Origin of the sequence: Bradyrhizobium sediminis (genome assembly GCF_018736105.1) — a bacterium.
GTDB lineage: Bacteria > Pseudomonadota > Alphaproteobacteria > Rhizobiales > Xanthobacteraceae > Bradyrhizobium.
In genome coordinates, this window is record NZ_CP076135.1 from 4,411,301 (window position 1) to 4,436,286 (window position 24,986).

Annotated in this window: 23 protein-coding genes; 11 read left to right on the top strand and 12 right to left on the bottom strand. The window is 65.7% G+C overall.

Going from position 1 to position 24,986, the window contains the following annotated elements; all coding sequences use genetic code 11:
• Nucleotides 1-133 precede the first annotated feature (133 nt).
• A complete protein-coding gene (locus KMZ68_RS21020) occupies nt 134-1,057 on the top strand; it encodes a DMT family transporter (protein ID WP_215613073.1) in 924 nt (307 codons plus the stop codon).
• Here KMZ68_RS21020 and KMZ68_RS21025 read toward each other — a convergent pair.
• From KMZ68_RS21025 to KMZ68_RS21045, 5 genes are all read right to left on the bottom strand, one after another.
• Nucleotides 1,048-2,358 (bottom strand): O-antigen ligase family protein, encoded by a 1,311-nt coding sequence (locus KMZ68_RS21025; protein ID WP_215613074.1) that lies wholly within the window; start codon nt 2,356-2,358, stop codon nt 1,048-1,050. The genes KMZ68_RS21020 and KMZ68_RS21025 overlap by 10 nt on opposite strands.
• The gene (locus tag KMZ68_RS21030) at nt 2,351-3,673 is read right to left on the bottom strand and encodes an O-antigen ligase family protein (protein WP_215613075.1); all 1,323 of its coding nucleotides are present in this window, start codon (nt 3,671-3,673) and stop codon (nt 2,351-2,353) included. Before KMZ68_RS21030 ends, KMZ68_RS21025 begins: the two co-directional genes overlap by 8 nt.
• A 107-nt stretch (nt 3,674-3,780) precedes the next feature.
• Nucleotides 3,781-5,127 (bottom strand): MATE family efflux transporter, encoded by a 1,347-nt coding sequence (locus KMZ68_RS21035; RefSeq protein WP_215613076.1) that lies wholly within the window; start codon nt 5,125-5,127, stop codon nt 3,781-3,783.
• A 315-nt stretch (nt 5,128-5,442) separates the two neighbouring features.
• Entirely contained in the window at nt 5,443-7,029 is a 1,587-nt protein-coding gene (locus tag KMZ68_RS21040) for a DHA2 family efflux MFS transporter permease subunit (RefSeq protein WP_215613077.1), read from the bottom strand.
• A gap of 62 nt (nt 7,030-7,091) precedes the next feature.
• Nucleotides 7,092-8,435, bottom strand: coding sequence for an HlyD family secretion protein (locus KMZ68_RS21045; RefSeq protein WP_215613078.1), 1,344 nt, complete (start codon nt 8,433-8,435; stop codon nt 7,092-7,094).
• Between the two features lie 185 nt (nt 8,436-8,620).
• Between KMZ68_RS21045 and KMZ68_RS21050 the strand changes: the two genes are divergently transcribed.
• The 4 genes from KMZ68_RS21050 to KMZ68_RS21065 all read left to right on the top strand — a co-directional run bounded on the left by KMZ68_RS21050 (nt 8,621) and on the right by KMZ68_RS21065 (nt 13,637).
• Nucleotides 8,621-9,262 (top strand): TetR/AcrR family transcriptional regulator, encoded by a 642-nt coding sequence (locus KMZ68_RS21050; RefSeq protein ID WP_215613079.1) that lies wholly within the window; start codon nt 8,621-8,623, stop codon nt 9,260-9,262.
• A 78-nt stretch (nt 9,263-9,340) separates the two neighbouring features.
• Nucleotides 9,341-10,030: a TetR/AcrR family transcriptional regulator gene (locus KMZ68_RS21055; RefSeq protein ID WP_215613080.1), complete on the top strand. Its 690-nt coding sequence runs from the start codon at nt 9,341-9,343 to the stop codon at nt 10,028-10,030.
• On the top strand, nt 10,027-12,717 hold the full coding sequence (locus KMZ68_RS21060) for a molybdopterin-dependent oxidoreductase (protein ID WP_215613081.1): 2,691 nt from the start codon (nt 10,027-10,029) through the stop codon (nt 12,715-12,717). The genes KMZ68_RS21055 and KMZ68_RS21060 overlap by 4 nt, the downstream gene beginning before the upstream one ends.
• The gene (locus KMZ68_RS21065) at nt 12,714-13,637 is read left to right on the top strand and encodes an FAD binding domain-containing protein (protein ID WP_215613082.1); all 924 of its coding nucleotides are present in this window, start codon (nt 12,714-12,716) and stop codon (nt 13,635-13,637) included. The genes KMZ68_RS21060 and KMZ68_RS21065 overlap by 4 nt, the downstream gene beginning before the upstream one ends.
• Nucleotides 13,638-13,670: 33 nt before the next feature.
• Here the strand turns inward: KMZ68_RS21065 and KMZ68_RS21070 are convergent, their stop codons facing one another.
• On the bottom strand, nt 13,671-14,048 hold the full coding sequence (locus tag KMZ68_RS21070; RefSeq protein ID WP_215613083.1) for a VOC family protein: 378 nt from the start codon (nt 14,046-14,048) through the stop codon (nt 13,671-13,673).
• Nucleotides 14,049-14,272: 224 nt separating this feature from the next.
• Here KMZ68_RS21070 and KMZ68_RS21075 point away from each other — a divergent pair, with 224 nt between their 5' ends.
• The 3 genes from KMZ68_RS21075 to KMZ68_RS21085 all read left to right on the top strand — a co-directional run bounded on the left by KMZ68_RS21075 (nt 14,273) and on the right by KMZ68_RS21085 (nt 17,132).
• Nucleotides 14,273-15,463: an acyl-CoA dehydrogenase family protein gene (locus KMZ68_RS21075; RefSeq protein ID WP_215613084.1), complete on the top strand. Its 1,191-nt coding sequence runs from the start codon at nt 14,273-14,275 to the stop codon at nt 15,461-15,463.
• Nucleotides 15,464-15,477: 14 nt separating this feature from the next.
• Nucleotides 15,478-16,611, top strand: coding sequence for an acyl-CoA dehydrogenase family protein (locus tag KMZ68_RS21080; RefSeq protein ID WP_215613085.1), 1,134 nt, complete (start codon nt 15,478-15,480; stop codon nt 16,609-16,611).
• A 338-nt stretch (nt 16,612-16,949) separates the two neighbouring features.
• Nucleotides 16,950-17,132, top strand: coding sequence for a hypothetical protein (locus KMZ68_RS21085; protein ID WP_215613086.1), 183 nt, complete (start codon nt 16,950-16,952; stop codon nt 17,130-17,132).
• Nucleotides 17,133-17,176: 44 nt separating this feature from the next.
• Here the strand turns inward: KMZ68_RS21085 and KMZ68_RS21090 are convergent, their stop codons facing one another.
• The 4 genes from KMZ68_RS21090 to KMZ68_RS21105 all read right to left on the bottom strand — a co-directional run bounded on the left by KMZ68_RS21090 (nt 17,177) and on the right by KMZ68_RS21105 (nt 20,539).
• Nucleotides 17,177-17,392 (bottom strand): hypothetical protein, encoded by a 216-nt coding sequence (locus KMZ68_RS21090; RefSeq protein ID WP_215613087.1) that lies wholly within the window; start codon nt 17,390-17,392, stop codon nt 17,177-17,179.
• A gap of 20 nt (nt 17,393-17,412) precedes the next feature.
• Nucleotides 17,413-18,015, bottom strand: a complete 603-nt coding sequence (locus tag KMZ68_RS21095; RefSeq protein ID WP_215613088.1) for a pyridoxamine 5'-phosphate oxidase family protein — start codon at nt 18,013-18,015, stop codon at nt 17,413-17,415.
• A 96-nt stretch (nt 18,016-18,111) separates the two neighbouring features.
• Complete coding sequence (locus KMZ68_RS21100) at nt 18,112-19,299, bottom strand: extensin-like domain-containing protein (RefSeq protein WP_215613089.1); 1,188 nt, start codon at nt 19,297-19,299, stop codon at nt 18,112-18,114.
• Between the two features lie 376 nt (nt 19,300-19,675).
• Nucleotides 19,676-20,539 (bottom strand): DUF2147 domain-containing protein, encoded by an 864-nt coding sequence (locus KMZ68_RS21105; protein ID WP_215613090.1) that lies wholly within the window; start codon nt 20,537-20,539, stop codon nt 19,676-19,678.
• A 182-nt stretch (nt 20,540-20,721) separates the two neighbouring features.
• Here KMZ68_RS21105 and KMZ68_RS21110 point away from each other — a divergent pair, with 182 nt between their 5' ends.
• From KMZ68_RS21110 to KMZ68_RS21120, 3 genes are all read left to right on the top strand, one after another.
• Complete coding sequence (locus KMZ68_RS21110; protein WP_215613091.1) at nt 20,722-21,468, top strand: DUF2147 domain-containing protein; 747 nt, start codon at nt 20,722-20,724, stop codon at nt 21,466-21,468.
• Between the two features lie 211 nt (nt 21,469-21,679).
• Complete coding sequence (locus KMZ68_RS21115) at nt 21,680-22,000, top strand: hypothetical protein (protein WP_215613092.1); 321 nt, start codon at nt 21,680-21,682, stop codon at nt 21,998-22,000.
• Between the two features lie 183 nt (nt 22,001-22,183).
• Nucleotides 22,184-23,305 carry a FecR family protein gene (locus KMZ68_RS21120; RefSeq protein ID WP_371741361.1) on the top strand — a complete coding sequence of 374 codons (1,122 nt, stop codon included), beginning with the start codon at nt 22,184-22,186 and terminating at the stop codon, nt 23,303-23,305.
• Between the two features lie 39 nt (nt 23,306-23,344).
• On the opposite strand, the gene KMZ68_RS21125 is transcribed toward KMZ68_RS21120, so the two are convergent.
• Nucleotides 23,345-24,010 (bottom strand): NUDIX hydrolase, encoded by a 666-nt coding sequence (locus tag KMZ68_RS21125; RefSeq protein ID WP_215613094.1) that lies wholly within the window; start codon nt 24,008-24,010, stop codon nt 23,345-23,347.
• 83 nt (nt 24,011-24,093) lie between these two features.
• Nucleotides 24,094-24,975: an archaetidylserine decarboxylase gene (gene asd / locus KMZ68_RS21130; protein ID WP_215613095.1), complete on the bottom strand. Its 882-nt coding sequence runs from the start codon at nt 24,973-24,975 to the stop codon at nt 24,094-24,096.
• Nucleotides 24,976-24,986: the final 11 nt, after the last annotated feature.

Sequence of the window (24,986 nt, forward strand, 5' to 3'; positions counted from 1 at the left end):
CCTCGCGTGATGTAAACGTCACCCGCAAATTCGGAAAATAATCATTCCGGGGCGCGATCGCCGCGATGCATGCCCGCCATGCGGGCGCGCCCGGGCGCTGTACGCGCGCCGTCAAACTCGCTACCTCTCGCAGATGTCCTCCACCTCACGCACCCTCACCTCTCCTGCGCTGCCGCGCGAGCATCTCGGCCTGGTGCTGGGCTTTGTCGGCATGGCGATCTTCGGCGGCACGCTGCCCGCGACCCGCATCGCGGTGTCCGCGATCGATCCGCTCGCCATGACCGCGCTGCGCACCGCGATTGCCGGATTGTGTTCGCTGGCGCTGCTGGTCGTGTTGCGCCGGCCGCCGCCGCCGCGCCGGCTGTGGCCGCAACTGGCGATCGCGATGATTTGCGTCAGCATCGCCTTTCCGTTCCTGATGGCGCTCGGGGTGCAGACCGTCGACGCCTCGCATGGCGGGGTGGTGCTGGGGATTCTCCCGATTGCCACCGCGCTGGTCGCCGTCGTCATTACCCACGAGCGCCCAAGGCCGCTGTTCTGGATCGCGTCGATGGCGGGTGCTGCGCTGGTGATTGCGTTCGCGTTGCGCCAGGGCGGCGGCACGTTCTCGGCCGGCGACCTCTTTCTGTTCGCGGCGGTGGCCGTATCCGCGATCGGTTACGCCTTCTCCGGCAGGCTGACGGCGCAGATGCCGGGCTGGGAGGTCATCAGCTGGGTGCTGGTGATGGCGCTGCCGATCTCGCTGCCGGCGGCGGCGCTGACGATGCCCGCCGATATCGGCCAGATCGCGCTGAAACCATGGCTGTCGCTGCTGTACGTCGCGCTGTTCTCGCAATGGATCGGGTTCTTCGCCTGGAATGCCGGCATGGCGATGGGCGGCATCGCGCGGGTGTCGCAGGTGCAATTGCTGCAGCCGTTCGTCACCTTCGCGCTGGCGGCGTTCTTCAACGACGAGACCATCACGCTGCAGATCCTGCTGTTCGCAGCCGCCGTGGTGGCGACGGTGGCGATCAGCACGCGCACCCGAAGCCGCCCGGCCCCGGTCGTTCAGGGCTGACCCGGGGCCCTGGTTGCGGCTTCGCGCCGCGCGCCGAGCACCATGCCGCCGGCGACGCCGACGCCCAGCACATATATCCAGCCTTCGCTGAAATCGAAAAGATGTGAATTGAACAGCGAGGTGAAGATATTCTGCACCACCACCAGGAGGCCGATCCACGCCGCCAGGCCCTCGCCGCGGAACAGCAGCAAATGGACCAGCCACATCGCGTAGAGCACGGCGACACCGACCGCTCCCCATTGCACCGCCACGTTCAGGGTCTGGTTGTGCGGGTTGGCGACGATGATGGCACGCGCGCCGACCTCGCCGATCGCGGCCTGCTCGAACAGCCCGCGCGTCGAGCCGGTGCCATGGCCGATCACGGGGGCCGCGGCGAAGAACTGCAGCGATCTCTGCCAGTACAGTAGCCGCGAACCGATGCCGGACTCGTCATTCTGGATCGCCGTGAGCCGGTAATCGGTAAAGAACTTCGAGACGGTCGCGCGCAGCTGGGGAGATATGTTCCAGACCACGGCTGCAAGCAGTGCAACGGCGCACAAGGCGGCAACCGCCGTTCGCCATCTCAGATGCAGCAGCGCGAATATCGCCAGCATGACCGGCATCGTCACCAGCGCCGTTCGCGAAATCACCACGAACATCATGTTGGCGAGGAAGCTCAGGGCGATCGCCGCTACCACCGCCGCCAGCCAAATTCGGTTGGTTCGCAGCAAAGTCAGGACCGGATAGGCTAGCGCCAGCGCGCACAGCACGAATTCCTGGCTCTGGGCGATGTAGTTCTTGACGACAATCCCGCTGGCGGGGGCATAGGGGCCGCGTGAAAAATAGGGCTTGAGCGAGAGATCCGGATCGAAGGCGACCAGCCACGACCCCAGCATCAACAGCGCGCACGATGCCAGAAAGGCAATGAAAACCCATGCGCCACGGGGCGAGCGTTCGAAATGATAGAACAGTAACGGCAGCACCAGCAGTTTCACGGTCGGGCCGACCGCATACAGCCGCGCACTCCAGGATGCCTCCGACCACAGCGTGCCGGCGAGCGCCAGCGCAAACATCGCGATCGGCAGCACGGAGACCGGACGCAGCAGCGACCGCAGCAGGGCGCGCGGTTCGATGGTGGGAACCAGCGCGGCGATCCAGAGCGCCGCAGCGATCACCACACCGGTGGTCGACCAGGGCAACAGGATCGCGATCAGAACCGTCAGCAGATCGATGTTGAAGATCCGCGCCGCCGGATCGTGCCATGCGGAAAGAACCAGCGAAAGGCCGGACCGGCCGGGCTGTGTTCTTGCGGCTTCAGCCATCCCTGGTTCCTTGCGGGCCGGAGACAGCGGCGAAGGCCGTCGTTCCGGCATCGCGCCGCGCGCCGAGCACCATGCCGCCGGCGACGCCGACGCCCAGCACGTACATCCAGCCTTCGTGAAAATCGAACAGATGCGAATTGAACAGCGAGGTGAAGATGTTCTGCACCACCACCAGCAGGCCGATCCATGCCGCCAGGCCCTCGCCGCGAAACAGCACGAAGTGCCGCCACCACATCGCATAGAGCACGATGACCCCGAGCATGCCCCATTGGATCGCGACGTGCAGGGTCTGATTGTGCGGATTGCTGACGACCTGACTGCCGGCCAGCACCTTGGGTCCGGTCGCGGCCTGCTCGAACAGCCCCCGCGTCGATCCGGTCCCGTGCCCGATCACCGGGGCCTCGGCGATGAAGCGCAGCGACTTCTGCCAGAATTCAAGCCGCAACCCGATCGAGGTCGGCTGATCCAGTTCCTTGTAGATCCGGTAATCCCTCAGGAACGTCGTGGTGGTCCACTGCAACTGGGGCGACATCGTCCACGCCAGGCCGACGATGGCGACAGCGGCGCCTGATATCGCGAGGCTGGTGCGCCATTTCAAATGCAGCAGCGCGAATACCGCGAGCATGATCGGCATGGTCACCAGCGCGGTGCGCGAAACCACGACGAACATCATGTTCGCCAGCAGGCTGAGCGAAACCGCCGCGAGCAGCACCGCAAGCCGGATCCGGTTGGCTCGCAGCAAGGTCATGATCGGATAGGCCAGCGCCACCGCGCACAGCGCGAATTCCTGGCTTTGATCGATGTAGTTCTTGACGAAGATCCCCCGCATCTCGGCGTTGGGCTTGAGCGTGAGGCTGGGCTCGAAAGCGACCGCCCAGGACACCAGCATCAGAAGCGTGCAGGAGACGAGGAAGGCGATGAACACCCATGCGCCGCGGGACGAGCGTTCGAAATGATAGAGCAGCAGCGGCAGCACCAGCAGTTTTGCGGCGGGGCCGACCGCATAGAGGCGCGCGCCCCAGGCTGCTTCCGACCACAGGGTTCCGGCGAGCGCCAGCGCAAAGATCGCGATCGGCAGCGCGGAGACCGGCCGCATCAGCGAGCGCCAGAAGGCGCGCAACTCGATGGCGGGAACCAGCGCGATCAGCCAGAGCACCGCGGCAATCGCCACGCCGGAGGTCGACCACGGCAGCAGCACCGCGATCAGCACCGTCAGCAGATCGACGCTGAGGATCCACGCCGCCGGGCTGAACCGGGCGGGAAGAACCAGCGCAAGCCTGGACCGGCCCGGCTCTCGTCTTGCAGCTTCAATCATCCCCGGTTCCCTGGCGCGCCCGACACGGCTCACGCATACCTAGCTCATGCGGTCGACGCGCCGCAATGGCGCAGCAACCCTATTCCGCGGCCGAAACGCGGGTGAAGTCATTGCAGTACCGGTCCCAGCCGCTTCCTGAACTCCAGGCGCAGCAACCACAAACTCAACCCCGCCTGAAGCGTCGTCGTGGCAATCGACAAATACCAGGCGTGCTCGATCCGGAAACCGGGCATCGCGGACAGCCAGATCAGCGGCAGCGTATTGGTCAGCAGCCGTGCGCCGGAGCTGAACAGCACCGGCCTGGTGTTGCCCAGTCCCTGAAACATGCTCGAGCAAACGAAATTCACCCCTTGCGCGACATTGTTCAGCGAGACCATGCGCAGGAACAGCGCACCGACCGCGATCGTCGCCGCGTCTTCGGTAAAGCCGCCGAGGAAGAACTCCGGCCGCCATTGCGCAATCATCATGAAGCCGATCATCACAGCGGTGACCAATAGCAAGACCGTCTTGAACGTCCTTCTCACACGCTCACCGTTACCAGCGCCAAAATTCTGTCCGGCGATGGCGCCAGCCGCCAAGGCAATCGATATCCCCGGCATATGAATGAGGCCCAACAGGCGTGAGCCAATGCTGAAGCCCGCCTGAGCCGCGGCGCCGAAATGCCGCAACGCAAAATAGATCACCGCCATATTGAGGAATATGATGGCGAACTCGCCTCCGGCAGGCAGCCCGATGCCCAGTATGCGCTTCCATTGCGCCAATTGCGGACGCCATAACGCGCTGTTGATGGCAACGTAGTGCTCGTAGCGGTGGAAATAGATCCACATCATCGCCACGCCGATCGCGACCGCGATCGTGCTCGCCAGACCGGCGCCGGCAACGCCCAACGCCAGACCTGTGCCCCAGCCCGAGATCAGAATCGGCGCAAGCAGCATATTGATGATCACCGTGACGGCCTGCACGATCACGGTGGGACGCACGATGCCGGTGCCGCGCAACGCAGAGCCCATCACCAGCGCGACAAATTGCAGCGCCAGCGCCGGCACGAACCAGACCAGATAGGTGGTGCCCGCCTCGATCACGGCCTCGTCAACGGCAACCGACCGCATGTAGCTGCGCGCCAGCATGCATCCTGCAACCATCGTAAACAGGGCCCCTGCCGCCGATAGCCCCAGCGACTGATTGAATATCAGATTGGCATCGGCCCGGTCCTTGCGTCCGACGGCCTGCGAAATCAGCGACACGGCGCCGACGCTCAGAATTTGAGTCAGCGCGTTGATCAGGAAGCCGACATTGCCTGCGGCGCCGACGCCTGCAATCGCAGCGTCACCGAGGCCCGCGACAAAATACAAATCGATCAACCCGCACAGCATCATCAAGATCATGCCGACGAAAATCTGCGGAGCCATCACCGCGATGTGGCTCACGATCGAGCCCTGGCTCAAGTCCTTCATGGGGTCGGCCTCATCCGGCTGCGCGCGGGCGCGGGCCGGCTCCGTTTTGGCGCGCGACGGCACCGGGCCGAACGCGCGTCGTTGAAAAAAGTCGGTACAGACGGGGAAGTTAGCGGAACCGGGTGGTCAGGCCCGATCGATGCTGGCGGCGTTGGCCCTCAGAGGGCCACGCGGGCATCCGGAAAACGCTTCGGACGCGAGGACGCGATCTGCGAATACATCGAAATCATGCAAATCCTCCCCGGTTCGAGCGACAATGTGCTGCATATAAATGCATCCTGTGGTTTTGGCAACATGACAAGCGCGCGATCGCGCTCAATGCCCGGGCTCCGACAGAACGCCGGCAGGCTTGTTCAGGAATGCGACCATCACGGTGAGACCGAAATAGAACACCGTCAGCATCAGGAAGGCGTCGCCGAATCCCATCACCACGGCCTGGCGATGCACGATCTGTGACAGTTGTTTCATCGCCATCAGCGAGGCGTCGCCCATGCCCTGCAGGCGCTGGGTGAACATGTTGAGGGTTTCGGTCGCGGTGGCATTGCCCCAGGTCACCCTCTCGTGCAATCGCGCGATGTGCAGGTCGGTGCGCTGGTTCAGCACCGAGTTGATGACCGCCAGGCCCACCGCGCCGCCGAGGTTGCGCGTCAGGTTGAACAGGCCCGAGGCGTTCTTCACCCGCTCCGGCGCCAGCGTCCCCAGCGAGATGGTGTTGGTCGGCACCATCGCGAACATCATGCCGATGCCGCGCAGGACCTGCGGCACCAGGAGCTCGTAGAAATCGTAGTCGCGGGTGATCCAGGTCATCTGAAAGGAACCGAGCGCGAAGATGACGAGGCCGATGGCGATGATCAGGCGCATGTCGATCCGCTGCATCAGCCGGCCGACGATCGGCGCGGTCAGGAACATGGCGGCGCCGGACACGAACATGGTCTCGCCGATCATCAGCGCGCTGTAGCCGCGCACCTCGGCGAGATAACGCGGATACATGTAAGTCAGGCCGTAAAGGCCGATGCCGACGCAGAACGAGATCAGGCAGCCGATACCGAAATTGCGGTCGCCGAACGTCCTGATATCGACGATCGGCTCGTCGACCGTCAGCACGCGCCAGAAGAAGGCGATCGCGGAGACCGCGCAGATCGTGGCGCAGACCGCGACCGAGGTATCCTGCAGCCACTCATATTGCGGACCCTCCTCCAGCACGTATTCGAGCGAGCCGAGAAAGCCCGCCATGAAGACCAGGCCCCACCAGTCGAACCGCTCCAGCAGCTTGAAGTTCGGCTGGTCGAAATCGACCAGCGCCAGCACGCCGACGGTGATGCCGATGCCCGGCACGATGTTGATGAAGAACAGCCAGTGCCAGGACAGCCAGTCGGTGATGATGCCGCCGACCGTCGGGCCGACGGTCGGCGCCAGCGTGGCGACCAGGCCGATGATCGGGCCGACGATGTAGAATTTGGCGCGCGGAAACACCGTATAGGCCGAGGCGAACACGGTCGGGATCATGCCGGCGCCGAGAAAGCCCTGGATCGCGCGCCACAGGATCATCTGTTCGATGGTCGAGGCGAAGCCGCACAGGAAGCTCGCGATGGTGAAGCCGGAGGCGGAAATCGCAAACAGCAGCCTGGTGCCGAACGCCCGCGACAGGAATCCGGACAGGGGAATCGCGATCACCTCGGCGATCAGATACGAGGTCTGGACCCACGACACTTCGGATGAGCTGGCCGACAGGCCGGCCTGGATTTCGGCGAGCGAGGCCGAGACGATCTGGATGTCCAGGATCGACATAAACATCCCGAACACCATGATGAGAAACGCAAACAGCCGCCGCGGCGGGATGCGCTCGTCCGGCACCGCGGGGGCGCTCATCATCGAAGGCGGGGCGGTGGTGGCGTCAGCCATGGTCTAACCGGGTCAGGGACGGGCTCGTTCGGATCGGGCAAGCCGCCCGAAACGAAAGGAAATCATTTCGGATGAACCATGGCCGGCGCATCGAGATCGGCCTCGCTGTCGGCGTCCACCGCGCCCTCGCGGGTATCGACGGTCGTGTAGACCGACATGCCCGCGCGCAACAGGTTCTGTCTTGCGACGTCCTTCGGCACCCGAATGCGCACCGGCAGCCGCTGCACGATCTTGGTGAAGTTGCCGGTGGCGTTGTCCGGCGGCAGCAGCGTGAACACCGAGCCCGCCGCGGGCGAGATGCTGTCGACGAAGCCTGCGAACTTGCGATGGCCGTAGGCGTCGACCGAGATCCTGACCGGCTGGCCCGGACGAATGCGCTTGAGCTGCGTCTCCTTGTAATTGGCATCGATGAAGACGTCGTTGAGCGGCACCAGATTGCCGAGCCGCTGTCCGGCCTGGACGAAGTCGCCGGTGTTGACGAGACGGTTGGAGAAGGTGCCGTCGACCGGCGCGCGCACATTGGTGAAGTCGAGATCGCGCTGGGCCTTGGCGAGCGACGCCTGCAATTCCATGAGCTGCGCGCGGGCCTCGGCCTGCTGCGCCCTGGTGACCTCGACATTGTCGCGCGCCGCGTCATAGGCGGCCTGCGCCGACTTAACCGCCGCCACGCCCTGGTCGCGTCCGGCTTCCGACACTTCGAAGGTGGCGCGCGAGGCGAAGCCCTTCGTGCTCAGCGCCTGCTGGCGCTCGAAATCGAGACCGGCCCGCTTCAGCACGGCTTCGGCCGAGGCGAGCTGCGCCTTGGACTGTTCGGCGGCGCTTTCCAGTGCCGTGACCTGGCGGCCGATGCGGTCGATGGTGGCCTGCTGGGTCGCTATCCTGGAACGCGCGGCGTCAACCGCGATGCGATAATCGCCGTCGTCGATCCTGAAGATCACATCGCCGGTCCGCACCACCACATTGTCGCCGGGAAGGATCGCCGCGATGTGTCCGGACACCCGTGCGCCGAGCATGGTGTTGTTGGCGCGCACATAGGCGTCGTCGGTCGAGACGTAGAAGCGTCCGACCAGGACGAAATAGACGCCGTAGCCGGCCGCGGCGAGCGCAAGCAGCGCGAGCACGCCCATCAGCACCAGCTTGCGCTTGCCCGATGGCGGCGCTGCTGCTTCCGGCGCGCCGGCCGGCTTTGCGCCGGCAGGACTCGTGGTGGCAGGACTCGTGGTGGCAGGGCTTGTGATGGAAGGACTCGCGGGCGCTTCCGCGGGGCGGCGCGCCACAGGCTCTCCTGGAATATGAGACCGATGCGGTTCGGCCGGAGCGGCAGAGGCGTCGCGCGCGAATTCGTCTTCCGCCACGTCCGGCTCGGAACGAAGGATGCGTGCGGCCTGGTCTCTCGCTGCGGCCATGAAGGCCTCCCCAACTGCAATGCTGCGATGCGGGCACGGCAAAAAAACCGGCCCTGCCGTCCCGCCACCGTTCAAGTATCATTGACCGAACGGTTCGGTCAAGGTATATAATTCCTCAGACCATACAATGCGGTTCCCCTCCCCGGCCCAATCTGGGCGAGAATCTTTCCGGAAAAGCTAAACCAATGGTTGCAGCAAAGCCCACTCCGCTCCACCCCGTCGGCGACGAGGACTCCTCGAAGCGGCGCCAGATTGTCGACGGCGCGCGCAAGGTGTTCCTGGATCTCGGCTTCGACGGCGCCAGCATGGGCGAAATCGCCCGCTCGGCCGGCGTGTCCAAGGGCACGCTCTATGTCTACTTCGCCGACAAGAGCCGGCTGTTCGAAGCCATCGTCGAGGAGGAATCGCTCGCGCAGGGCAGGATCGCGTTCAACTTCGACCCCGAACGGGACGTCACCACCACGCTGATGGATTTCGGCCAGGCCTACATCCAGTTGCTGTGCCGGCCCGGCGGCGGATCGGCCACGCGCACGGTGATGGCGATCGCCGAGCGGATGCCGGAGGTCGGCCGGCGCTTCTACGACAACGTGGTGTCGCTCACCATCGCCAAACTCGCCGCCTATCTCGAGGTTCACGTCACATCCGGCGATCTCGAAATCGGGGACTGCCAGCTCGCGGCGACGCAGTTCATGCAGCTGTGCCAGGCCTCGCTGTTCATGCCGTTCCTGTTTCAGGCGGCGCCGGCGCCTACCGCCGAGCGCATCGCCGAAGTGGTCGGCAGCGCGACGCGGATGTTCCTGGCGGGGTATCAGAAGAAGCGGGATTGAGTTTTTCGGCACGACGCAACGCCGCCCCTACACAAATCCGTTATTTGACACTTCGTCTCATTTTGTCAAAATCGTCAAATGAAGCCGCGCGACCGCATTCTCGATGCCGCCATGGCCGTGTTCCGCCGGCACGGGTTCCGGCGTTCGTCGATCGAGCAGGCGGCCGAGGCCGCGGGGCTGACGCGGCAGGCGCTCTACCACCACTTCGAATCCAAGGAAGCGCTGTTCCGCGCCGTAATCGAGCGGGTGCATGAGGATGCGCTGGCTGCCGAGATCGCGGCGGTAAACGCTGCGGAAAAGGCCGGCGGCAGCCTTGCCGACGTTCTCTTCGCCGGGATCAGCGCCCGATTGCAGCAGTTCATCGCCTCGTTCGACGGCTCGCCGCATATCGAGGAGCTGTTTTCCGAACACCTCTTGCAGGCGCGCGATCTCTATCAGAAATATGCCGGGCTTTACGTCGCGCAGGGTGCGGCGACGATTGAACGGGTTTGCCGCAGGCAACGCCTCGCGCTGGCCAAGGGCATGACGCCCGAGGGGCTTGCCCGCTGCGTCGAGATGGCGATCAACGGCGCCAAATCCGCCAATCCCGGGATGCAGCCGGCCGACGCTTTCTTGCGCGATCTCACCGTCATGGCGCGGACGCTGATCGCCGGCGCCGTCGTGTCCTTGCCGAAATCGCGGCCGGCAAGGCCTGCCGCGAAGAAAGCACCGCCAAAGAAAGCACTGCCGAAAAAATCCGCGCCGAAAAGACCTGGAGGTCGAACATGAGCACCATGACCATCAATGGCCGCCTCGCCGCCCTGCCCGACGATCCCGACGCGCTGCTGGTCGACGTCATCCGGGACGATCTCGATCTCACCGGCACCAAGCTGGCATGCGGGTCCGGGGTTTGCGGCGCCTGCACCGTGCTGGTCGACGGCGCGCCGGTCGCGAGCTGCCTGTTGCCGGCGCGATCAGCGGCGGGCAAGGCGGTGACGACGGTAGAGGCAATCGGCGCAGGTACGCTGCACCCGGTGCAGAAAGCCTTCATGGCGCACGACGCCCTGCAATGCGGGTTCTGCACGCCGGGCTTCATCGTCGAGGCCGCCGCGTTTTGCGACCGCTGGCGCGCGGCGAAGGGAACCGCGGAGCCGTCGCGCGAGGAAATCGGCGCGGCGCTGTCGGGGCATCTGTGCCGCTGCGGCGCCTATGAAGGCATTTTCAACGCGGTGGCCGCGGCCTGCATGGGCCAGTTCGACGGCAATGAATTCGCTTCGCCGCGCGTCGAGGCGCGCGCCAAGGTGACGGGAACAGCCAAATACACCGTCGATATCCGCCATGACGGGCAGCAGGAGGGCGTCATCCTTCGTTCGCAGCTCGCGCATGCCCGCATCGCCGAACTCGATCTCGCGCCGGCGCGCGCGCTCGCAGGCGTCAGCGCCGCGGTTTCGCTGCTCGGCGACGACCGCATCGTCCGCTATGTCGGCGCTCCCATCGCCGCGGTCGCCGCGAAGGATCGCAAGACCGCGCTCGCCGCCATCGCCGCCATCCGGCTCACGAGCGAAGCGCTGCCGTCGGTGATCGGGCTCGATGCCGCGCGCCAGAGCGACGCGCCGGTGGTGTTCGAAAAATCGGCCCGCAAGAAAGCCGGCGACGTTTCCGAAGGCGCCGGAGGACCGGCGCCCTGGAACCGCAACATTCGCGGACCGTCCGCGGCGTTCTCGAACAAGGCCGGCAAGGCGCGGAGCTGGATCGCGGCCGCGCGCGAGGACGAGAACCCGCTGCTGGTCGAAGCAACCTTCCGCACCGGCACGCAGTCGCATGCCTGCCTCGAGCCTCACGCCGCCGTCGCGCGTTTCGACGGCGACAGCCTCACCGTGCACGTTTCCACGCAAGCGGTATTCCATCTGATGGAGATGATCGCCAAACGCTACAAGCTCTCCAACGACAAGGTCCGCGTCATCGCCGATCATGTCGGCGGCGGGTTCGGGTCGAAGGCGAGCCTCGGCACCGAAACCATTGCCGCGATCGAGCTGGCGCGCGAGGCCAAGGCGCCGGTCAGGATCGCCTATGACCGCCACGAAGAACTCTCCGTCACCGGCTACCGGCCGGCGGCGGAACTGAAGATCGCGTTGCTGCCCTCCGAGCAAGGCGGCCTCAAGGCGCTGTCGCTCACCGCCTATGCCGATACGGGTGCGGCGACCAATTCGACGATGGCCGCACTCGCCCGCCTGATCTACCCGGCGGAAGCCAAGGCGCTTTCCGACTACGACGTCATCAGCAACCTGCCGCCCGGCTCGCCGTTTCGCGGTCCCGGCGGGCCGCCGATGGCGTTCGCGCTGGAACAGGCGATTGATGAGGCGGCGTTGCGGATGAAGGTCGATCCGATCGCATTGCGCCAACGCTGGGATCCGAATCCGAATCGCCAGCGACTTTATGATTGGGCGGCCGAGCTCGACGTCTGGCGCGGCATGAAGAGCGCGCCACCGCAGACCGGCCGCTACCGCCGCGGCGTCGGCGTCGCGAGCGGCTACTGGCTCTATCTCTGGCAGCCCGGCGTGAAGATCGAGGTCGCGGTCCAAAGCGGGCGCATCGTCGCCAGCACGTCGACGCAGGACATCGGCCAGGGCAGCCGCACCGTGATCGCCAACGCGGTCGCGGATGCGTTCGGGCTCGAGCCGCATGAGGTCGAGGTCAGAATCGGCGATTCCAAACTGCCGGAAGGCCCCGGCGCCGGCGGCAGCCGCTCGACGGCTTCGGTGATTCCGCCGACGCTGCTCGCGGTGCAGAAGCTGAAGGAGGCGATCGAGCGCAGCGCGACGCGCAAGCCGGTCCGCGGCTCCAACGCGCCGTGGCGGGAAATGATCGCGGCCGCGCCCGATCTCAGCGCCTCGGCGGTGCGCCCCGAGGATTCCAGGCCGACGGCTCCCGGGGTGCGCTCGCCGCTGAAGGACGCCGGCTTCATGGGCCTGGTGTTCAGCTGGATGATGCGGCGCTTTTCCAACATCGCAGTCGGCGCCGGCGTGCCGAGTTCGGTGCAGGTGATCGAGGTGGAGGTCGACACCTGGCTCGGCCATGTCCGCGTGCTCAACGTCCATACCGGCATCGCGGTCGGCAAGATCGCCGCCCCGGCGCTGGCGCGCAGCCAGGCGGCGGGCTCGGTGATCCAGGGCCTCGGCTATGCGCTCTATGAAGCGCGCGAGACCGACCCGCGCAGCGGCAACATCCTCTCCGCCGGGATGGAGGACTACCGCATCCCCGGTATATCAGACACGCCCGGGATCGACGTGCACTTCGACGAGCATGGCTTCGACCACGTGCTCGGCGGCAGCGTCGGCATCGGCGAGGTCGCCACCGTGCCGACATCGCCGGCGCTGGCCAACGCCATCCGCAACGCCACCGGCGTCCGGCTGACGGAGATTCCGATCCGGCCCGATCGTCTGATCGCCGCATTGAAAGGGAGGGCCGCCGCATGACCACCGCAGCCATCACCGTCTCCGGCGCGGCCGAATTCCGCGCCGCCGGCACCGACCTTTCCGAACGGCGGCGCAGCGGCGTCTCGACCGGACCGCTGATCGATATCGCCGCCTCGCCCGATACGATCGGAATCGACTGGGGCGCCGACGGCGCCGCGCGCATCGGCGCGTTCACCACCATCGCCGCGATCGCCGCCGACGCACGGCTTGCGCAGGCCTATCCGGGCATCGCGGCTGCAGCACTCGGTCTTGCCACGCCGCAGATCCGCCACCTCGCCACGCTCGGCGGCAATCTCGCCCAGCGCTCGCGCTGCTGGTATTTCCGCGATCCGCATATCGCCTGCCTCAAGAAGGGCGGCAGCGATTGCCCGGCGCGATCGGGCAATCACCTCTACGGCGTCGCCTTCGATCTCGGCCCCTGCGTGGCGCCGCATCCCTCGACCATGGCGGCCGCCCTGCTCGCCTATGACGCAAGGATCGTCACCGATCAGAGAAACTTGCTTTCGATCGCCGATCTATTGGGTGACGGCTCCAATGGCGCTGCCGATCATGCACTCGCGTCGGGCGAAATGATCCGCAATGTCGAGCTTGCGCCGCCGGTCAGCGGCGAACGCGCGTTCTACAAGCGCGCCATCAGCCGCAGCCATGCGGAGTGGCCGCTGGCCGAAGTGTGCGCCCGCGCCGTCGTCACCGGCGGCGCGTTCCAGTTGATCCGCATCAGTGCCGGCGGCATCGCACCGGTGCCGCTTCGCCTCGCGGCGGCGGAGGCCGCGCTGCAGGGCCAACCGGCGACTGCGGCCGTGATCGCGGAGGCGGCCAGGCAGGCGACATCAGGCGCCAGACCGTTGCCGATGACCGCATACAAGCTCGATCTGCTGGAAGGCGTCGTGCACGACCTGCTGCAGCGGCTGGCGGCGTAGAGGAAACGGCGCGCAACGGACGACCCCGCCGGATCACCCGATCCGGTGCATGGCGCAGATCTTGTTGCCGTCGAGATCGCGCAGATAGGCGAGATAGAGTTTGCCGGCGGGACCTTCGCGCACGCCCGGCGGGTCCTCGCAGGTCTTGCCGCCATTGGCGATACCGGCGGCGTGGAAGGCGTCGGCCTGCTCGGGCGAGCCGGCGGCAAAGCCGATGGTGCCGCCATTGGCCGGGGTCGCAGGCTTGCCGTCGATCGGCAACGACACCGAAAACACGCCGGTCTTGGTGCGGTAGAAAACGCGATGGCGGTCGACCCGTCCCGGTGGAACGCCGAGGGTGCCGAGCAGGGCGTCATAGAACGACTTGGCCTTTTCCAGGTCGTTGGTGCCGATCATCACATGCGAAAACATACCGCTACTTTCCTCCCGATGTTGGCCGAACGATCGAAGCCGCCGGCCCTTGATTGTCTCTGGGGAATGAACGCTAGCAGCGCCGGCCGGGATACGGAAGCGCCGCGGTCCGGTTTTTCCCGCCGGCGGCGCGAGTTTCGCCTGTTGCGATTGCGCCGGATCGAAAGTCCCGTTATCGGACGTGGGTACGAAGAAAAAGAAAAGTGCCGGGAGGGCGACGACAGATGAGCGAGCTTGACGAATTCCGCCGCACGGTAGAGGCGTGGTTTCGCGACAACCGGCCGCCGGAGCCGGATTTCCTGCTGCCTGAATCCTTCATGGAAGTCGGCTCCGACGCGCAGTTCGAATTCCTGCGCAACTGGCAACGCAAGATCTATGACGCGGGCTACCTCGGCATGGCCTGGCCGCGCGAATATGGCGGCGGCGGCAAGCCGCAAATCTATCAGGACATCGTCAACGCCGAGATGGCGCGGCAGAAGGTGCCGTTCGTGCCCAACACCATCGGCCTCAACTGGGCCGGCCCGCTGATCCTGGCGATGGGCACCGAGGAGGCAAAGAAGCGCTACATCAAGGGCATCCTCAACGCCGACGACATCTGGTGCCAGGGATTTTCCGAGCCGGACCAGGGCTCCGACCTCGCCAACAGCCAGCTCGCGGCCAAACGCGACGGCAACGACTACGTGCTGAACGGTTCGAAGATCTGGACCAGCCTCGGCAGCTACGCCAAATACATGATCCTGCTGGCGCGGACCAATCCGCAGCAGCCGCGCTACGACGGCCTCTCGTTCTTCCTGGTGCCGATGCAGACGCCAGGCATCGAGCCGCGGCCGATCAAGAAGCTGACCGGCGAGTACGGTTTCACCCAGACCTTCTTCACCGACGCGCGGATTCCAGCCGAGTGCCTGATGGGCAAGGAAGGCGAAGGCTGGAAGATCGCGATGCTGACGCTGACCTTCGAGCGTGGCGTCACCGGCGGGCAGGCCGGCGGCATCAGCCGGGTCGCGCCCGGCCTCAATGACGTGGTCGAGCTGGCGCGCCGCTCCCGGCGCGACGGCGCCCCGGCGCTGCAGGATCCCGCGATCCGCGACCAGATCGTCCGCTTCATGATCGAGGACCAGGGCGACCGGCTGTGCGCCAAACGCGGCGAGATCGCGGCGTTGTGCAGCGAGCGGCCGAACGCGATCGGGCTTTCCGTCAAGCTGCGCGTCAGCGAGCACCGGCGGCGGCTGATGCAATTCGCGCTGTCGCTGCAGGGGGCGAACGCGGTGCGCTTCGTCGGCGACAGCAGCGCGATCGACGGCGGTAAGTGGCAGCGCGGCTATTTCAACGCGTTCTCGTCCACGATCGGCGGCGGCACCAGCCAGATCCAGGCCAACATCGTCGGCGAGCGAGTGCTCGGCCTGCCCAAGGATTGATGAGGATTGATGCGATGGCGCAGCTGAGCAACACCATCACCTTCACCGACGAGCAGGCCATGCTGCTCGACATCGCGACCAATTTCTTCCGCGAGAAAAGCTCGATCGCGACCGTGCGCCGGCAAATCGCCTCGGAGTCCGGGTTCGACCGCGAACTCTGGGGCGAGATCGCCGAACTCGGCTGGCTCGGCATTGCGGTGCCGGAGCGCTTCGGCGGCAGCGAGCTCTCGCTCGCTGACGTCACGGCGATCGCCGAGCCGATGGGCCGTCACCTCGCCGGCACGCCGTTGATCTCCACGCAGCTGTTCATTCAGGCGCTGCTGGCCGGCGGCAGCGAACAACAGCAGCGCGAGCTGCTGCCGAAGATCTGCAGTGGTGCGATCGGCACGGTGGCGTTGTTCGAAAGCGACGGCGACTGGAACCTCGAACATATCGGGAGCCAGGCCGTGATCGCGGCCGATGCGGCGCGGTTGAGCGGCGCCAAGACGCTGGTCTGCGACGCTGCGGTGGCGGATTTCGTTCTGGTGTCGGTCGCGCTGGATGGCGCGCCCGCGCTCGCAATCGTGAAGGCAGCCGATCTGCCGCGCGAGCGCAGGACACGCGAGACGGTGATCGACGAGACCCGCCGCGCCTGGCGCCTCGAGCTCGACGGCGTCAGCGTTGCCGTCTCCTCGCTGATGACTGGCGACAAGGCGCGCGCCGCGCTCAAGGCTATCCGCGATGCGGCGCTGCTGTTCGCAGCGGCCGAGGCCGCAGGCGGCATTGCCGGCGCGCTGGAGACGACCGTCGAATATCTCAACACGCGATCGGCGTTCGGGCGAAAGATCGGCAGCTATCAGTCGCTCAAGCACACCTGCGCCGAGATCCTGGTCGGACTGGAGCGCACGCGCTCGCACGTCTATCACGCAGCCTCCCTGCTCGCCGCCGGCGAGGACGCCGAGGTCGCGCTGCGGATGGCGAAGGTCGAGGCGGGAGACAGTTTCGTTTTCGCCGGCGACCGGGCCGTGCAGTTTCACGGCGGCTTCGGCTTCACCTACGATTGCGACGCGCAGCTCTATCTGCGCCGCGCGCTCTGGCTGCAATATGCCTTCGGCGACGCGACCCATCACCGGCGGCGGCTCGCCGAGCTGCTGCTGCCGGCCGGCTAGAGCCCTTTCCTTTCCGTTCCGATTGAATCGGAACGGGGCTCTATCTTTTGTTTTGACGCGTTTTCTTCACGCGAACCGGTATCTTCGCTTGAAAACGCTCTAGGTACGGGCCTCGAGGCGATCGACACGAAAGCCGCTCCTTGGGGGCGGCTTCGCGATTCAACCCTGACGTTTGCGGACCGGGCGGAGACCACCAATGCTGGCTTTGCGCTCCGGCCATCGGCGCTCCCGTAGTTCTACGGGCTCACCAAAAGATCTTCCCGGGCGCAGAATTCCGCCCCAATCCCTCTCTCTCTAGCGGGCTCTAGCGGGCGAGTAAGCGTATGAGGGGATTGCACATGGCTTCCAAACGAACCGACATCGTTATCGAGAGAATCATCGCATCCTGCGATGGCAACTTGCATGGCGCGCTCGAGGCTCTGTTGCTGGTCAACGAGCATCTGGAAGCCGAGCTCTATCGGCTCTATGCGGCTGTTTCGCTCGCCGATCAGATGGACCGCCAACCCAAGACTGTTCATTAGGATCAGGCGCATCCCTTCGGCATCGGCCCCCGGGCCCCGAATGGCTAAGATCGTACGCCCTCGAATGCACGGCGCATCAGTGCCCACAGGCTGCCGCCGGTGATCATGCCGAGCAGATAGATGATCGCGACCAGGAACGCGTGAGGAGCGCTGATCCTGAAGCTGAGAAAAGAAACCGTCACGCTCTGAAAATTCTGTACGGCAAAAATCAGCGCTGCGACGACGAGGATAGTTATCACAGCCATATTGACCCAACGCATGTCGAACCTCCTCCTTGAAGTCACCCCTTGAAGGTCGGTTGCCGCGGGTGCACGCAGTCCTTGAAGCTGTCGAAGCCCTTCCACGCGGGCTCGGGCGGATCGCATCCCGATCGCGGCGCGTAGATCGAAGGATCGATCAACTGCATGTCCGGGATATAGCGCGGACAATTCGGAAAGATCACGCGCGCCATGACACGGACGATCAGCTGGGCGCCGACAGTGCGGGCGAGCAGCGGATCCTGGCGGCTCACCGTCGCCGTGCCGTTGACGCGCAGCCGCTGCGGCTTTCCATGCATGGCGATGAACAGCAGGCCGACGTCGGCATTGACCAGAATGTTGCCCAGGCTCTTGAACATGCCGTTACCGTCGTAGTCGGGGAACGCGAGTTCGGACGGCCCCGTGACGGCGACGAACCCCGGCATGCCGCCCTTGAAGGAGCAATCGGGCCGCCCCCCGGCGTCTGCGGTGGCAAGAAAGAAATACGGCGCGCTCTCGATAAACGCGCGGTCGTCGGGCGTGAATTCCTTGCGGGCGAACTGTTCCAGGCGGTCGGAAATGCGGCGGCTGTCGAATTGATCCTGCAGTCGGCGATTGCCCTCGTGAAACATGATGCTGTCGGCCATCATCCCACTCCTCGGTCACGATGCGGTTGGGCTGCGTATTCGTAATCTCCCTGGCGCGAGTGTAGCACGGATTGCGGCGCGACGGACCTCGCGCGCCTAGTCGTCCATGAACTCGTCTTCTTCGTTGACCTTTTCGCTGGCCTTGCGCCGGTGCGTCAGGGTCTTGCGGCCGCCGAGCGAGCCGGTCACGTAGGGTTCGCGCGACGCGTAGGGGTTGCGCATCCCGGCCCGGCCCGCGATCTCCTCGCCGGAGACAGCGGCCGGCTGGCAAATGATGCGGCGGCTGGCGCGGCGCATCAGGTCGACGTGGATGTGATCGTAGTGATAGACGTTGGAGCCCGGCGCCAGCACGGTGTTGAATTGCTGGCAGGCGGCGGCCTGGATGTCGCGCAGAAAGCCCTGCTCTTCCGGCATGCCCTTCCAGCCGTTCTTCACCGTCACCGTCCGCCCGTCGGCGAGCGTGAAGGCGGCGATATCGAGCGCATTGCCGAAGGCGTGCTCGGAAATATGCGCGCGCGAATTGCCGTTCATGCCGCGGCAGGAATAGGCGGAGATCTGCTTGATCTCGACCACGCGGGTGCCGAACCAGCGCAATGCCGCGGGCTGCACGGAATCGGCGAGCCAGCGGTCGAGCGCCGAGACGATCGGGCAGGCCAGCGTCGCGGCAGGCTTCATCGAGACGGGGCCGAAACCGGCAACGGAATTGCCCTGCGCCGGCCCGAGCCGCGGCAGAGCCGGCGGCGCGCCGGAGCGTTCCGAGTAAGGCGCCGAATAGCGATCGCGCTGCGGATAGGCCCGCCCCGGCGCGCCCTCGGCCGGCAGGTCGATATCGTCCTCCTCGCGCGCGACGCCGGGAGGGGCGAGCGAAATCGGTCCGCCTGCAGCCGCGCCATAGCCCGGCTGCCGCATCGGTTCAACGGGATAAGAGGAGGCGCGGGCCGGCGGGAGCGGCTGCTGCGCGACCGGTTGCTGCGAGACCGGCCAGCGCGGCTGGTTTCCGATACTGCCGGGCGGCCGCAGGTCGTCGGCGAAACCGAAGCTGCCGCTGCTTTCGCCGAGCGCGGCCACCTTGAGCGGATATTCCGCCCCGCAAGCGCCTGGGCCGGAAATCGGGCTGATCCGGACCAGTTCGGGGGTTTCCTTCACTGCGCCTGACTTCAGGCACGCGATTTCGGCCTCGGCCCGCCACGGTTCACGCTCCGCGGAAAAAAATCCACGGCCGCAGCCCGCCAACGAAACAAGGACGAAGGAGCCGACGAGATACAAACGAACTCCGCGCGTCATGCGGCGAACTTCAACGAATTTATTTAAGGACTCTTCAATGCGTTGTTTTTACGAGTCTTTAACCACGTTGACGGCGGTGCAGCATCGCAGCGGATGACGCGAGCGACAGCAAAGCTGACTTTTTCCATCCGGAACGGTTTGCTAGCTTGCTCGCTAGAGCGGGCAGTGACGTGAAACAGGGAGATTTCTCGTGACTCTGGTCAACCGAATGAGCGTTGTGACCGCATATGTCGTAATCGCCTTCGTCGGCGCCATCGTGCTTGGGATGTTCTAGGGCCCGGCACCACACCGGAATTTCGAGCGCCCGGCGGCCTGGATCGATCCAGCCGCCGGGCGTTTTCATGGGCGGCCGATCACCGCCGATCGAGCATGGCCGTTACGACCGCGGCTGCGGCGCTATCTGCCGTGAGGTCATCAGCCGTTCCGTGTTGCCGCCGATCCGGGTCCAGACGTTGCCGGAACAGTAGAACCGCCCCAGCGCGCAGGCTTCGACCCGAAGCGAGTTCGCGCCCTTCAAGGCCATGGTGCCGTAATAGGTATCGCCGCTGTCATGGCTGTAGACGCTGCCGGTCCATTGCGAGTCGGTCTTCGGCTTCATGTTGACCAGCACCGCTTCGCCCTTATCGTTCGACGGTGAATGGATCGCATAGCCGCACAGCGCGCGGCCGCAGCGTTCGATGCGAATGGTTCCCTTGCTGCCTTCGCTCTGCCAGTCGCCGAGCGGCGTATCGGCCGGTTCGTCTTCCATCCGATGCGAGGCTTTCTGAACCTGCGGCGCGGGTTCCGGTCTGGGCGGTGCGGCCTCGGCCGGCCGCTCGACCGGCGGCAGCGGCGGCAGCGCGGCCGGCGGAAGCACCGTTGCCGGCGCACCGGCCGGAGGCGGCGCGGCGACTGGCTGTGTCGCGGCGGCGGCCGGTTTGAAAACCGCCGGCGGCGGCGCGGCAGCGGCGGGTGCAACAGGGGAATTGCTCGCAGGCGGAACGGCCTGCGCCGGTACCGGTGCCGCCGCGGTGACCGTCGTGACCGGCGCGGCAGCCTCGCGCTCGTCGTCATCGAGGTCGCGCCAGCGGCGCGTTTCCTGGATGCCGGGGATCGAGAGCGTGACGCATGAGGTGGAATGGCAATGCCGGGGCGCCTCGATGCGGATGCGGTGTCCGCCGACGACGAAGGACAGCGAATTGCCGGCATCCGCGGATGAACTCAGCGCCATCAGCACAACGAGAAACCAGAATCGTTTCATCGGAGCCTCCCGGGTTTGGCGCGAAACTTAATCGCCGGGAAGCGGCGCTGAATGTGACTTGAATCACCGTGCCGCAGCGCACCGCGTAACCGCCTCGTTGGGTGACCCGCATCACAGAACCGCGCCCCCGGCCCGGCATAGGGTCCACGGCAAGTTCACCAGCCCGCTTTCAGGAGGCTCACATGAAGAAGCTTTATGTTCTCGCCGCGCTGCTGATGGCCACCAGCTCGGCCCATGCCGGCAATTCGATTTCCTTCCAGATCGAGGGACACCGCATCCGCATCGAGGCGCCGCGCAATTGCGACTCGCTGTCCTGCATCCAGATCTCGGCGCCGAGCCTTTCCGGCTCCTCCTTCGGCGGCTTCAAGGGCTTCAAGTCGAAGAACTCCAGCGATGACGATGTCGTCGCCGAGCCGGCACCGAAGGCGGCGCCCGCCCCTGCTCCCGCCGTTCAGGCGATTGCGCCCCAGTCCGCGGCGCCCGTGACCAACTCCGCCGCCGCCGTCAGCCCCGCGCCCGCCGCGCCGACGACGGTTGCGACCGCTTCGCCCGCGCCGTCGGTCGGCTTCGATACGCCCGCTCCGGCAGCGGCCCCGGCCGCAGCGCCGCAGCCCGCTCCCGTCGCCGCCGCGCCGGCTGCCGCCCCGACCACGCCGCTCGGCATCTGGGCGACCGAAGAAAACAAGGGCAACGTCCGCATCGAGGAATGCGGGCAGAATCTGTGCGGCTATGCCGTGAAGACCGGCGAGAAGATCCTGATCAACATGAAGCCGTCGAACTCGAAATGGACCGGCAAGATCCACGACCCCGACAGCGGCCGCAATTACGACTCGACGATCGCGATGAAGGGAACCAACGCATTGCGGGTTCAGGGCTGCGCCTTTGGCGGCATGTTCTGCGGCGGCCAGACTTGGAAGCGCGTCAGCTGAAGCCATCGTTACTCGTCATTCCGGGGCGCGCGAAAGCGCGAACCCGGAATGACGGTTAACGGTTAACGGACGCGATGAAACAAATCTCAAGGCGACGAAACCAATTTGTGCGTTCGACGCAAACGTCCTGAAACGGTCGCCGTGTAGCTTCTTCACAACGAGGCGCCCGGGACCGGCGCGTGACTCGGGGCGCAGACCAAGGGGACATTCAATGACTTTCACGGGTTCGAATACGCGCGGCTGCAAATTGCTGATCGCGACCACACTGGCGTTCGGCATGCTGACCACGGCGTCGCTTGCCCACACGCCGGAGCAGGAACAGATGTGCACCGGCGACGCGATGCGGCTGTGCAACTCGGAAATTCCCGACGTCGGCCGCATCACCGCCTGCATGATCCGGCAGCGCGCCTTGCTCAGCGAAGGCTGCAAGGCGGTGTTCCAGAAGGAGACGCCCGCGGCGGCCACTCCCGTGAAATATACGACGTCAAAACCCGCCAAGCCGGTCAATCTGGTGCCGGCCCGGGTGAAGTAGCCGGCGCCATCGAATCGCAAAATCAATCAGAGAGCCCGCCGGTTGCTCCGGCGGGCTCTTGCTCGTGGCCATTCATCCACGATCGTTCACCCGCCATTCAGCCGCGCCGGTCTTTCAATGAGCCGGCTGTTCAATCGACAGACGTCCTGTATCCTTCTTCTGCATCTCCCGCCGGAATCCATCGTGATCGTGCATCGTTTCCTGGTTGCCAGCTGGCTGCTCTGTTGTCTCGCGCCGGCCGCCACGCCGGCTGCCGCAGCCGAAACCGGATCGATCAGGCTGGCGCAGGCGGCGCAACCGGCGCAGGTACAGCCGGCACAAACACCCGCCGCTGCCGCGCCCGGTGCCGCCGCCGACGCGCAAGCCGTGGAGGAGCCGATCGGCAATGTCGCAACGGTGACCGGCAACGCCTCCGTGACGCGGAACGACAAGGCGATCCCGCTGAAGGTCAAGGACGACATTTATCTCAACGACGTGGTGCAGACCGCGGCGAATTCCTCGCTCGGCATCACCTTCAACGACGCCACCACCTTCAATCTCACCGCCAATGCAAAGATCACGATCGACGGCTTCGTCTTTGAAGACGGCGGCAAGAACAACGCCGCGCTGTTCGACGTCGCCAGGGGCACGGTGGCGTTCGTCGCCGCCTCCGTCGCCAAGACCGGCGACATGAAAATATCGACGCCATCAGCGACGCTCGGCATTCGCGGCACCACGGGACTGGTCGAGGTGCCGGAAGGTGCAGCCGCCAGCAGCCCAAACAACGTCGCGGTCAAGCTCTATCCCGATGCCGACGGCAGGGTCGGACGCATCGAGGTCAATGACCGCGCCGGCCTCCGGCTCGGCTTTCTGACCCAAGGCGCCAGCGGCTTCACCATCCGCCCGGGTTCAGGCGGCGCGCGCTTTGCCGCCGTGCCGCTGGTGATTTCGTCGCAGCAGCTGCTGCGCGATCAAGGCTTCGTGCGTCAGGTCCACTCGACGCAGAATTTCGGCCGCCGGGTCATCACCGAGCAGCGCGCCTTCCGCCGCGCCAATCCGGGACTGCTCAATCCGAACCGGCCCAACCGTTTCGGTCAGCCCGGAGTGCTGCGGCCGAACGGGCCGCAACGCCAGAACAACCTGAACCGCCCCGGACTGCAGCAACAGCCGGGCCTGCCGAACCGGCAAGGATTGCGGCAGCGGACGGGTTCGCCGGCGCAGCCGGGCGTGCAGGGTCAACCCGGATTGCTGAACCGGCCCTTGCTGCAGCAGCGCCGGCCGGCCGCATTGCCGCCGAAGCGGCTCCCGAGGCAGATCATCCGCTAGGATCGAACCGCAATTGGAGCAGACCGCTTTACGACCGGATCAGGCCGCGCGCCGCAGCCAGTCCCGCAGCTTCTGCACCAGGCTTCGCCGCCCCTGCGTTGGCATCCTGGCTTCAGCGACATCGCACGCGACAATCGGGCGCTGCTCCTGCCCGATCGCCGGGGTCGCCGGATCGGGCGGCGGCGGAGCCGATACCGGTATCGCAAGCGAAGGCCGGGGCACCGCAACCTGCCGGGCGCTGCGCTTTTCGAGCACCGGCTGCTTTGGCTTGGGCCGCCGGGCGATCCGGGCCAGCGCGGCCGCCTCCAGCGCGAGCGGACCGACATTGGCAAGGAATGCGCGTTCATAGCCGCGCGAGAGGCGCTCGACGGCGGCGTCGAGCGGCAGCCAGTCGACCGCCTTCACATCGTTCATCAGCTCGTGGACCTGCCCGCCGTCCGCTTCCATGCGCCAGTAGTGCACGACCTTGGAACGACCGCCGGACTCATAGACCAGCGTGCCCAGAAATTCGTGCACGGCAACGTCATGCCCGGTTTCTTCCAGCACCTCGCGCTCGGCGGCGGCGCGCGCCGTTTCACCGTCGTCGAGCTTGCCCTTGGGAAGCACCCATTCGTTACGCTTGCGCAGACGCACTACCGCGACCAGCGGCGTTTCCTCCTGCCGCAGCACAATGCCTCCCGCCGCCAGCACCGGCGCCCGCGCCATTCCACATCCCCTGCCACGACCCTTGCCGCGTCCCCTGCAATCTCGAATCGGGTTTCGACCGCCCTACATAGAGGCGCACGGCGTCAAAATCGAGATCGCACGGACGGCTTTCGAAACAGCGGCTGACCGGCGAAAATCCGCGCCGACTCCACGACATCATCGCAAAACTCGAAATCGCCGGGCGCCAGCACGATGATCGTCGATCCGTGCTCGAACCAGCCGAGTTCGTCGCCCTTGCGAACGCTTGCATCGCAGGAGAACGCGGCCGGCCCCTTGGTCCGGGCGTTGAGGGTGACGTCGAGGAAATGCAGGCGGATACTGGCGACCAGGATGGCCGCCACCGGCACCAGCGTCAGGGCCTCTCCGGTCGCCAGCCGCGCCTGAAGCACCGCGCGTTCGTTCTTGCAAAACAGCCGTTCAAGGCGCTTCAGCGCAATCGGATTGACGTTCCATACGTCGCCATGGATGAAGGTGACCCGCTCGATCCGGCAATCGTGCGGCGCGTGGAAGCGATGGTACATGCTGGACATCAGACGCAGGGTGACGAAGCGCCCGTTGCGGTGCTGCTCCACCAGCGCAGGATCGCCGAGCAGGTCCAGAAGCGAGTAAGGCGCGCCCTTGATCTGAAACAGCTCGGCATCCTGAATCCGGCCGTGCGCGCCGATAATGGCGTCGCAGGGGCTGACCACGACCGACGGGTCGGGATCGGGCGGCCGCAGCCCGGGGCGCAGCTCGCGGGTAAAGCAATCGTGCAGGCTCTTGAAGTGGGTCTTGCGCGCCTCGCTCAGATCGAGATCGGAAAACAGCCGCCAGCATGCAATCGAGAGATCGCGGATCTGCGGCTGTTCGATCTTGCTGAACCAACCCATGAACCGGGTCAGCGCCGCCCGCGGGATGCGATTGGTCAAGAGGAAATTCAGGTCTTCCTGCTGTGTCAGGGCGGAGATCAGGCCCCGGATTGTCATGAATCTGTCAG

Excerpts from the sequence above, each read along its gene's own strand:
- KMZ68_RS21085 (WP_215613086.1), top strand. The coding sequence starts at position 16,950 with ATGGCTTCCAAACGAACCGACATCGTTATCGAGAGAATCATCGCATCC.
- KMZ68_RS21055 (WP_215613080.1), top strand. The coding sequence starts at position 9,341 with ATGAAGCCGCGCGACCGCATTCTCGATGCCGCCATGGCCGTGTTCCGC.
- KMZ68_RS21080 (WP_215613085.1), top strand. The coding sequence starts at position 15,478 with ATGGCGCAGCTGAGCAACACCATCACCTTCACCGACGAGCAGGCCATG.
- KMZ68_RS21035 (WP_215613076.1), bottom strand. The coding sequence starts at position 5,127 with ATGAAGGACTTGAGCCAGGGCTCGATCGTGAGCCACATCGCGGTGATG.
- KMZ68_RS21040 (WP_215613077.1), bottom strand. The coding sequence starts at position 7,029 with ATGGCTGACGCCACCACCGCCCCGCCTTCGATGATGAGCGCCCCCGCG.
- KMZ68_RS21100 (WP_215613089.1), bottom strand. The coding sequence starts at position 19,299 with ATGACGCGCGGAGTTCGTTTGTATCTCGTCGGCTCCTTCGTCCTTGTT.
- KMZ68_RS21025 (WP_215613074.1), bottom strand. The coding sequence starts at position 2,358 with ATGGCTGAAGCCGCAAGAACACAGCCCGGCCGGTCCGGCCTTTCGCTG.
- KMZ68_RS21020 (WP_215613073.1), top strand. The coding sequence starts at position 134 with ATGTCCTCCACCTCACGCACCCTCACCTCTCCTGCGCTGCCGCGCGAG.
- KMZ68_RS21045 (WP_215613078.1), bottom strand. The coding sequence starts at position 8,435 with ATGGCCGCAGCGAGAGACCAGGCCGCACGCATCCTTCGTTCCGAGCCG.
- KMZ68_RS21065 (WP_215613082.1), top strand. The coding sequence starts at position 12,714 with ATGACCACCGCAGCCATCACCGTCTCCGGCGCGGCCGAATTCCGCGCC.
- KMZ68_RS21030 (WP_215613075.1), bottom strand. The coding sequence starts at position 3,673 with ATGATTGAAGCTGCAAGACGAGAGCCGGGCCGGTCCAGGCTTGCGCTG.
- KMZ68_RS21070 (WP_215613083.1), bottom strand. The coding sequence starts at position 14,048 with ATGTTTTCGCATGTGATGATCGGCACCAACGACCTGGAAAAGGCCAAG.
- KMZ68_RS21125 (WP_215613094.1), bottom strand. The coding sequence starts at position 24,010 with ATGGCGCGGGCGCCGGTGCTGGCGGCGGGAGGCATTGTGCTGCGGCAG.
- asd (WP_215613095.1), bottom strand. The coding sequence starts at position 24,975 with ATGACAATCCGGGGCCTGATCTCCGCCCTGACACAGCAGGAAGACCTG.
- KMZ68_RS21090 (WP_215613087.1), bottom strand. The coding sequence starts at position 17,392 with ATGCGTTGGGTCAATATGGCTGTGATAACTATCCTCGTCGTCGCAGCG.
- KMZ68_RS21060 (WP_215613081.1), top strand. The coding sequence starts at position 10,027 with ATGAGCACCATGACCATCAATGGCCGCCTCGCCGCCCTGCCCGACGAT.
- KMZ68_RS21105 (WP_215613090.1), bottom strand. The coding sequence starts at position 20,539 with ATGAAACGATTCTGGTTTCTCGTTGTGCTGATGGCGCTGAGTTCATCC.
- KMZ68_RS21050 (WP_215613079.1), top strand. The coding sequence starts at position 8,621 with ATGGTTGCAGCAAAGCCCACTCCGCTCCACCCCGTCGGCGACGAGGAC.
- KMZ68_RS21075 (WP_215613084.1), top strand. The coding sequence starts at position 14,273 with ATGAGCGAGCTTGACGAATTCCGCCGCACGGTAGAGGCGTGGTTTCGC.
- KMZ68_RS21110 (WP_215613091.1), top strand. The coding sequence starts at position 20,722 with ATGAAGAAGCTTTATGTTCTCGCCGCGCTGCTGATGGCCACCAGCTCG.
- KMZ68_RS21095 (WP_215613088.1), bottom strand. The coding sequence starts at position 18,015 with ATGGCCGACAGCATCATGTTTCACGAGGGCAATCGCCGACTGCAGGAT.
- KMZ68_RS21115 (WP_215613092.1), top strand. The coding sequence starts at position 21,680 with ATGACTTTCACGGGTTCGAATACGCGCGGCTGCAAATTGCTGATCGCG.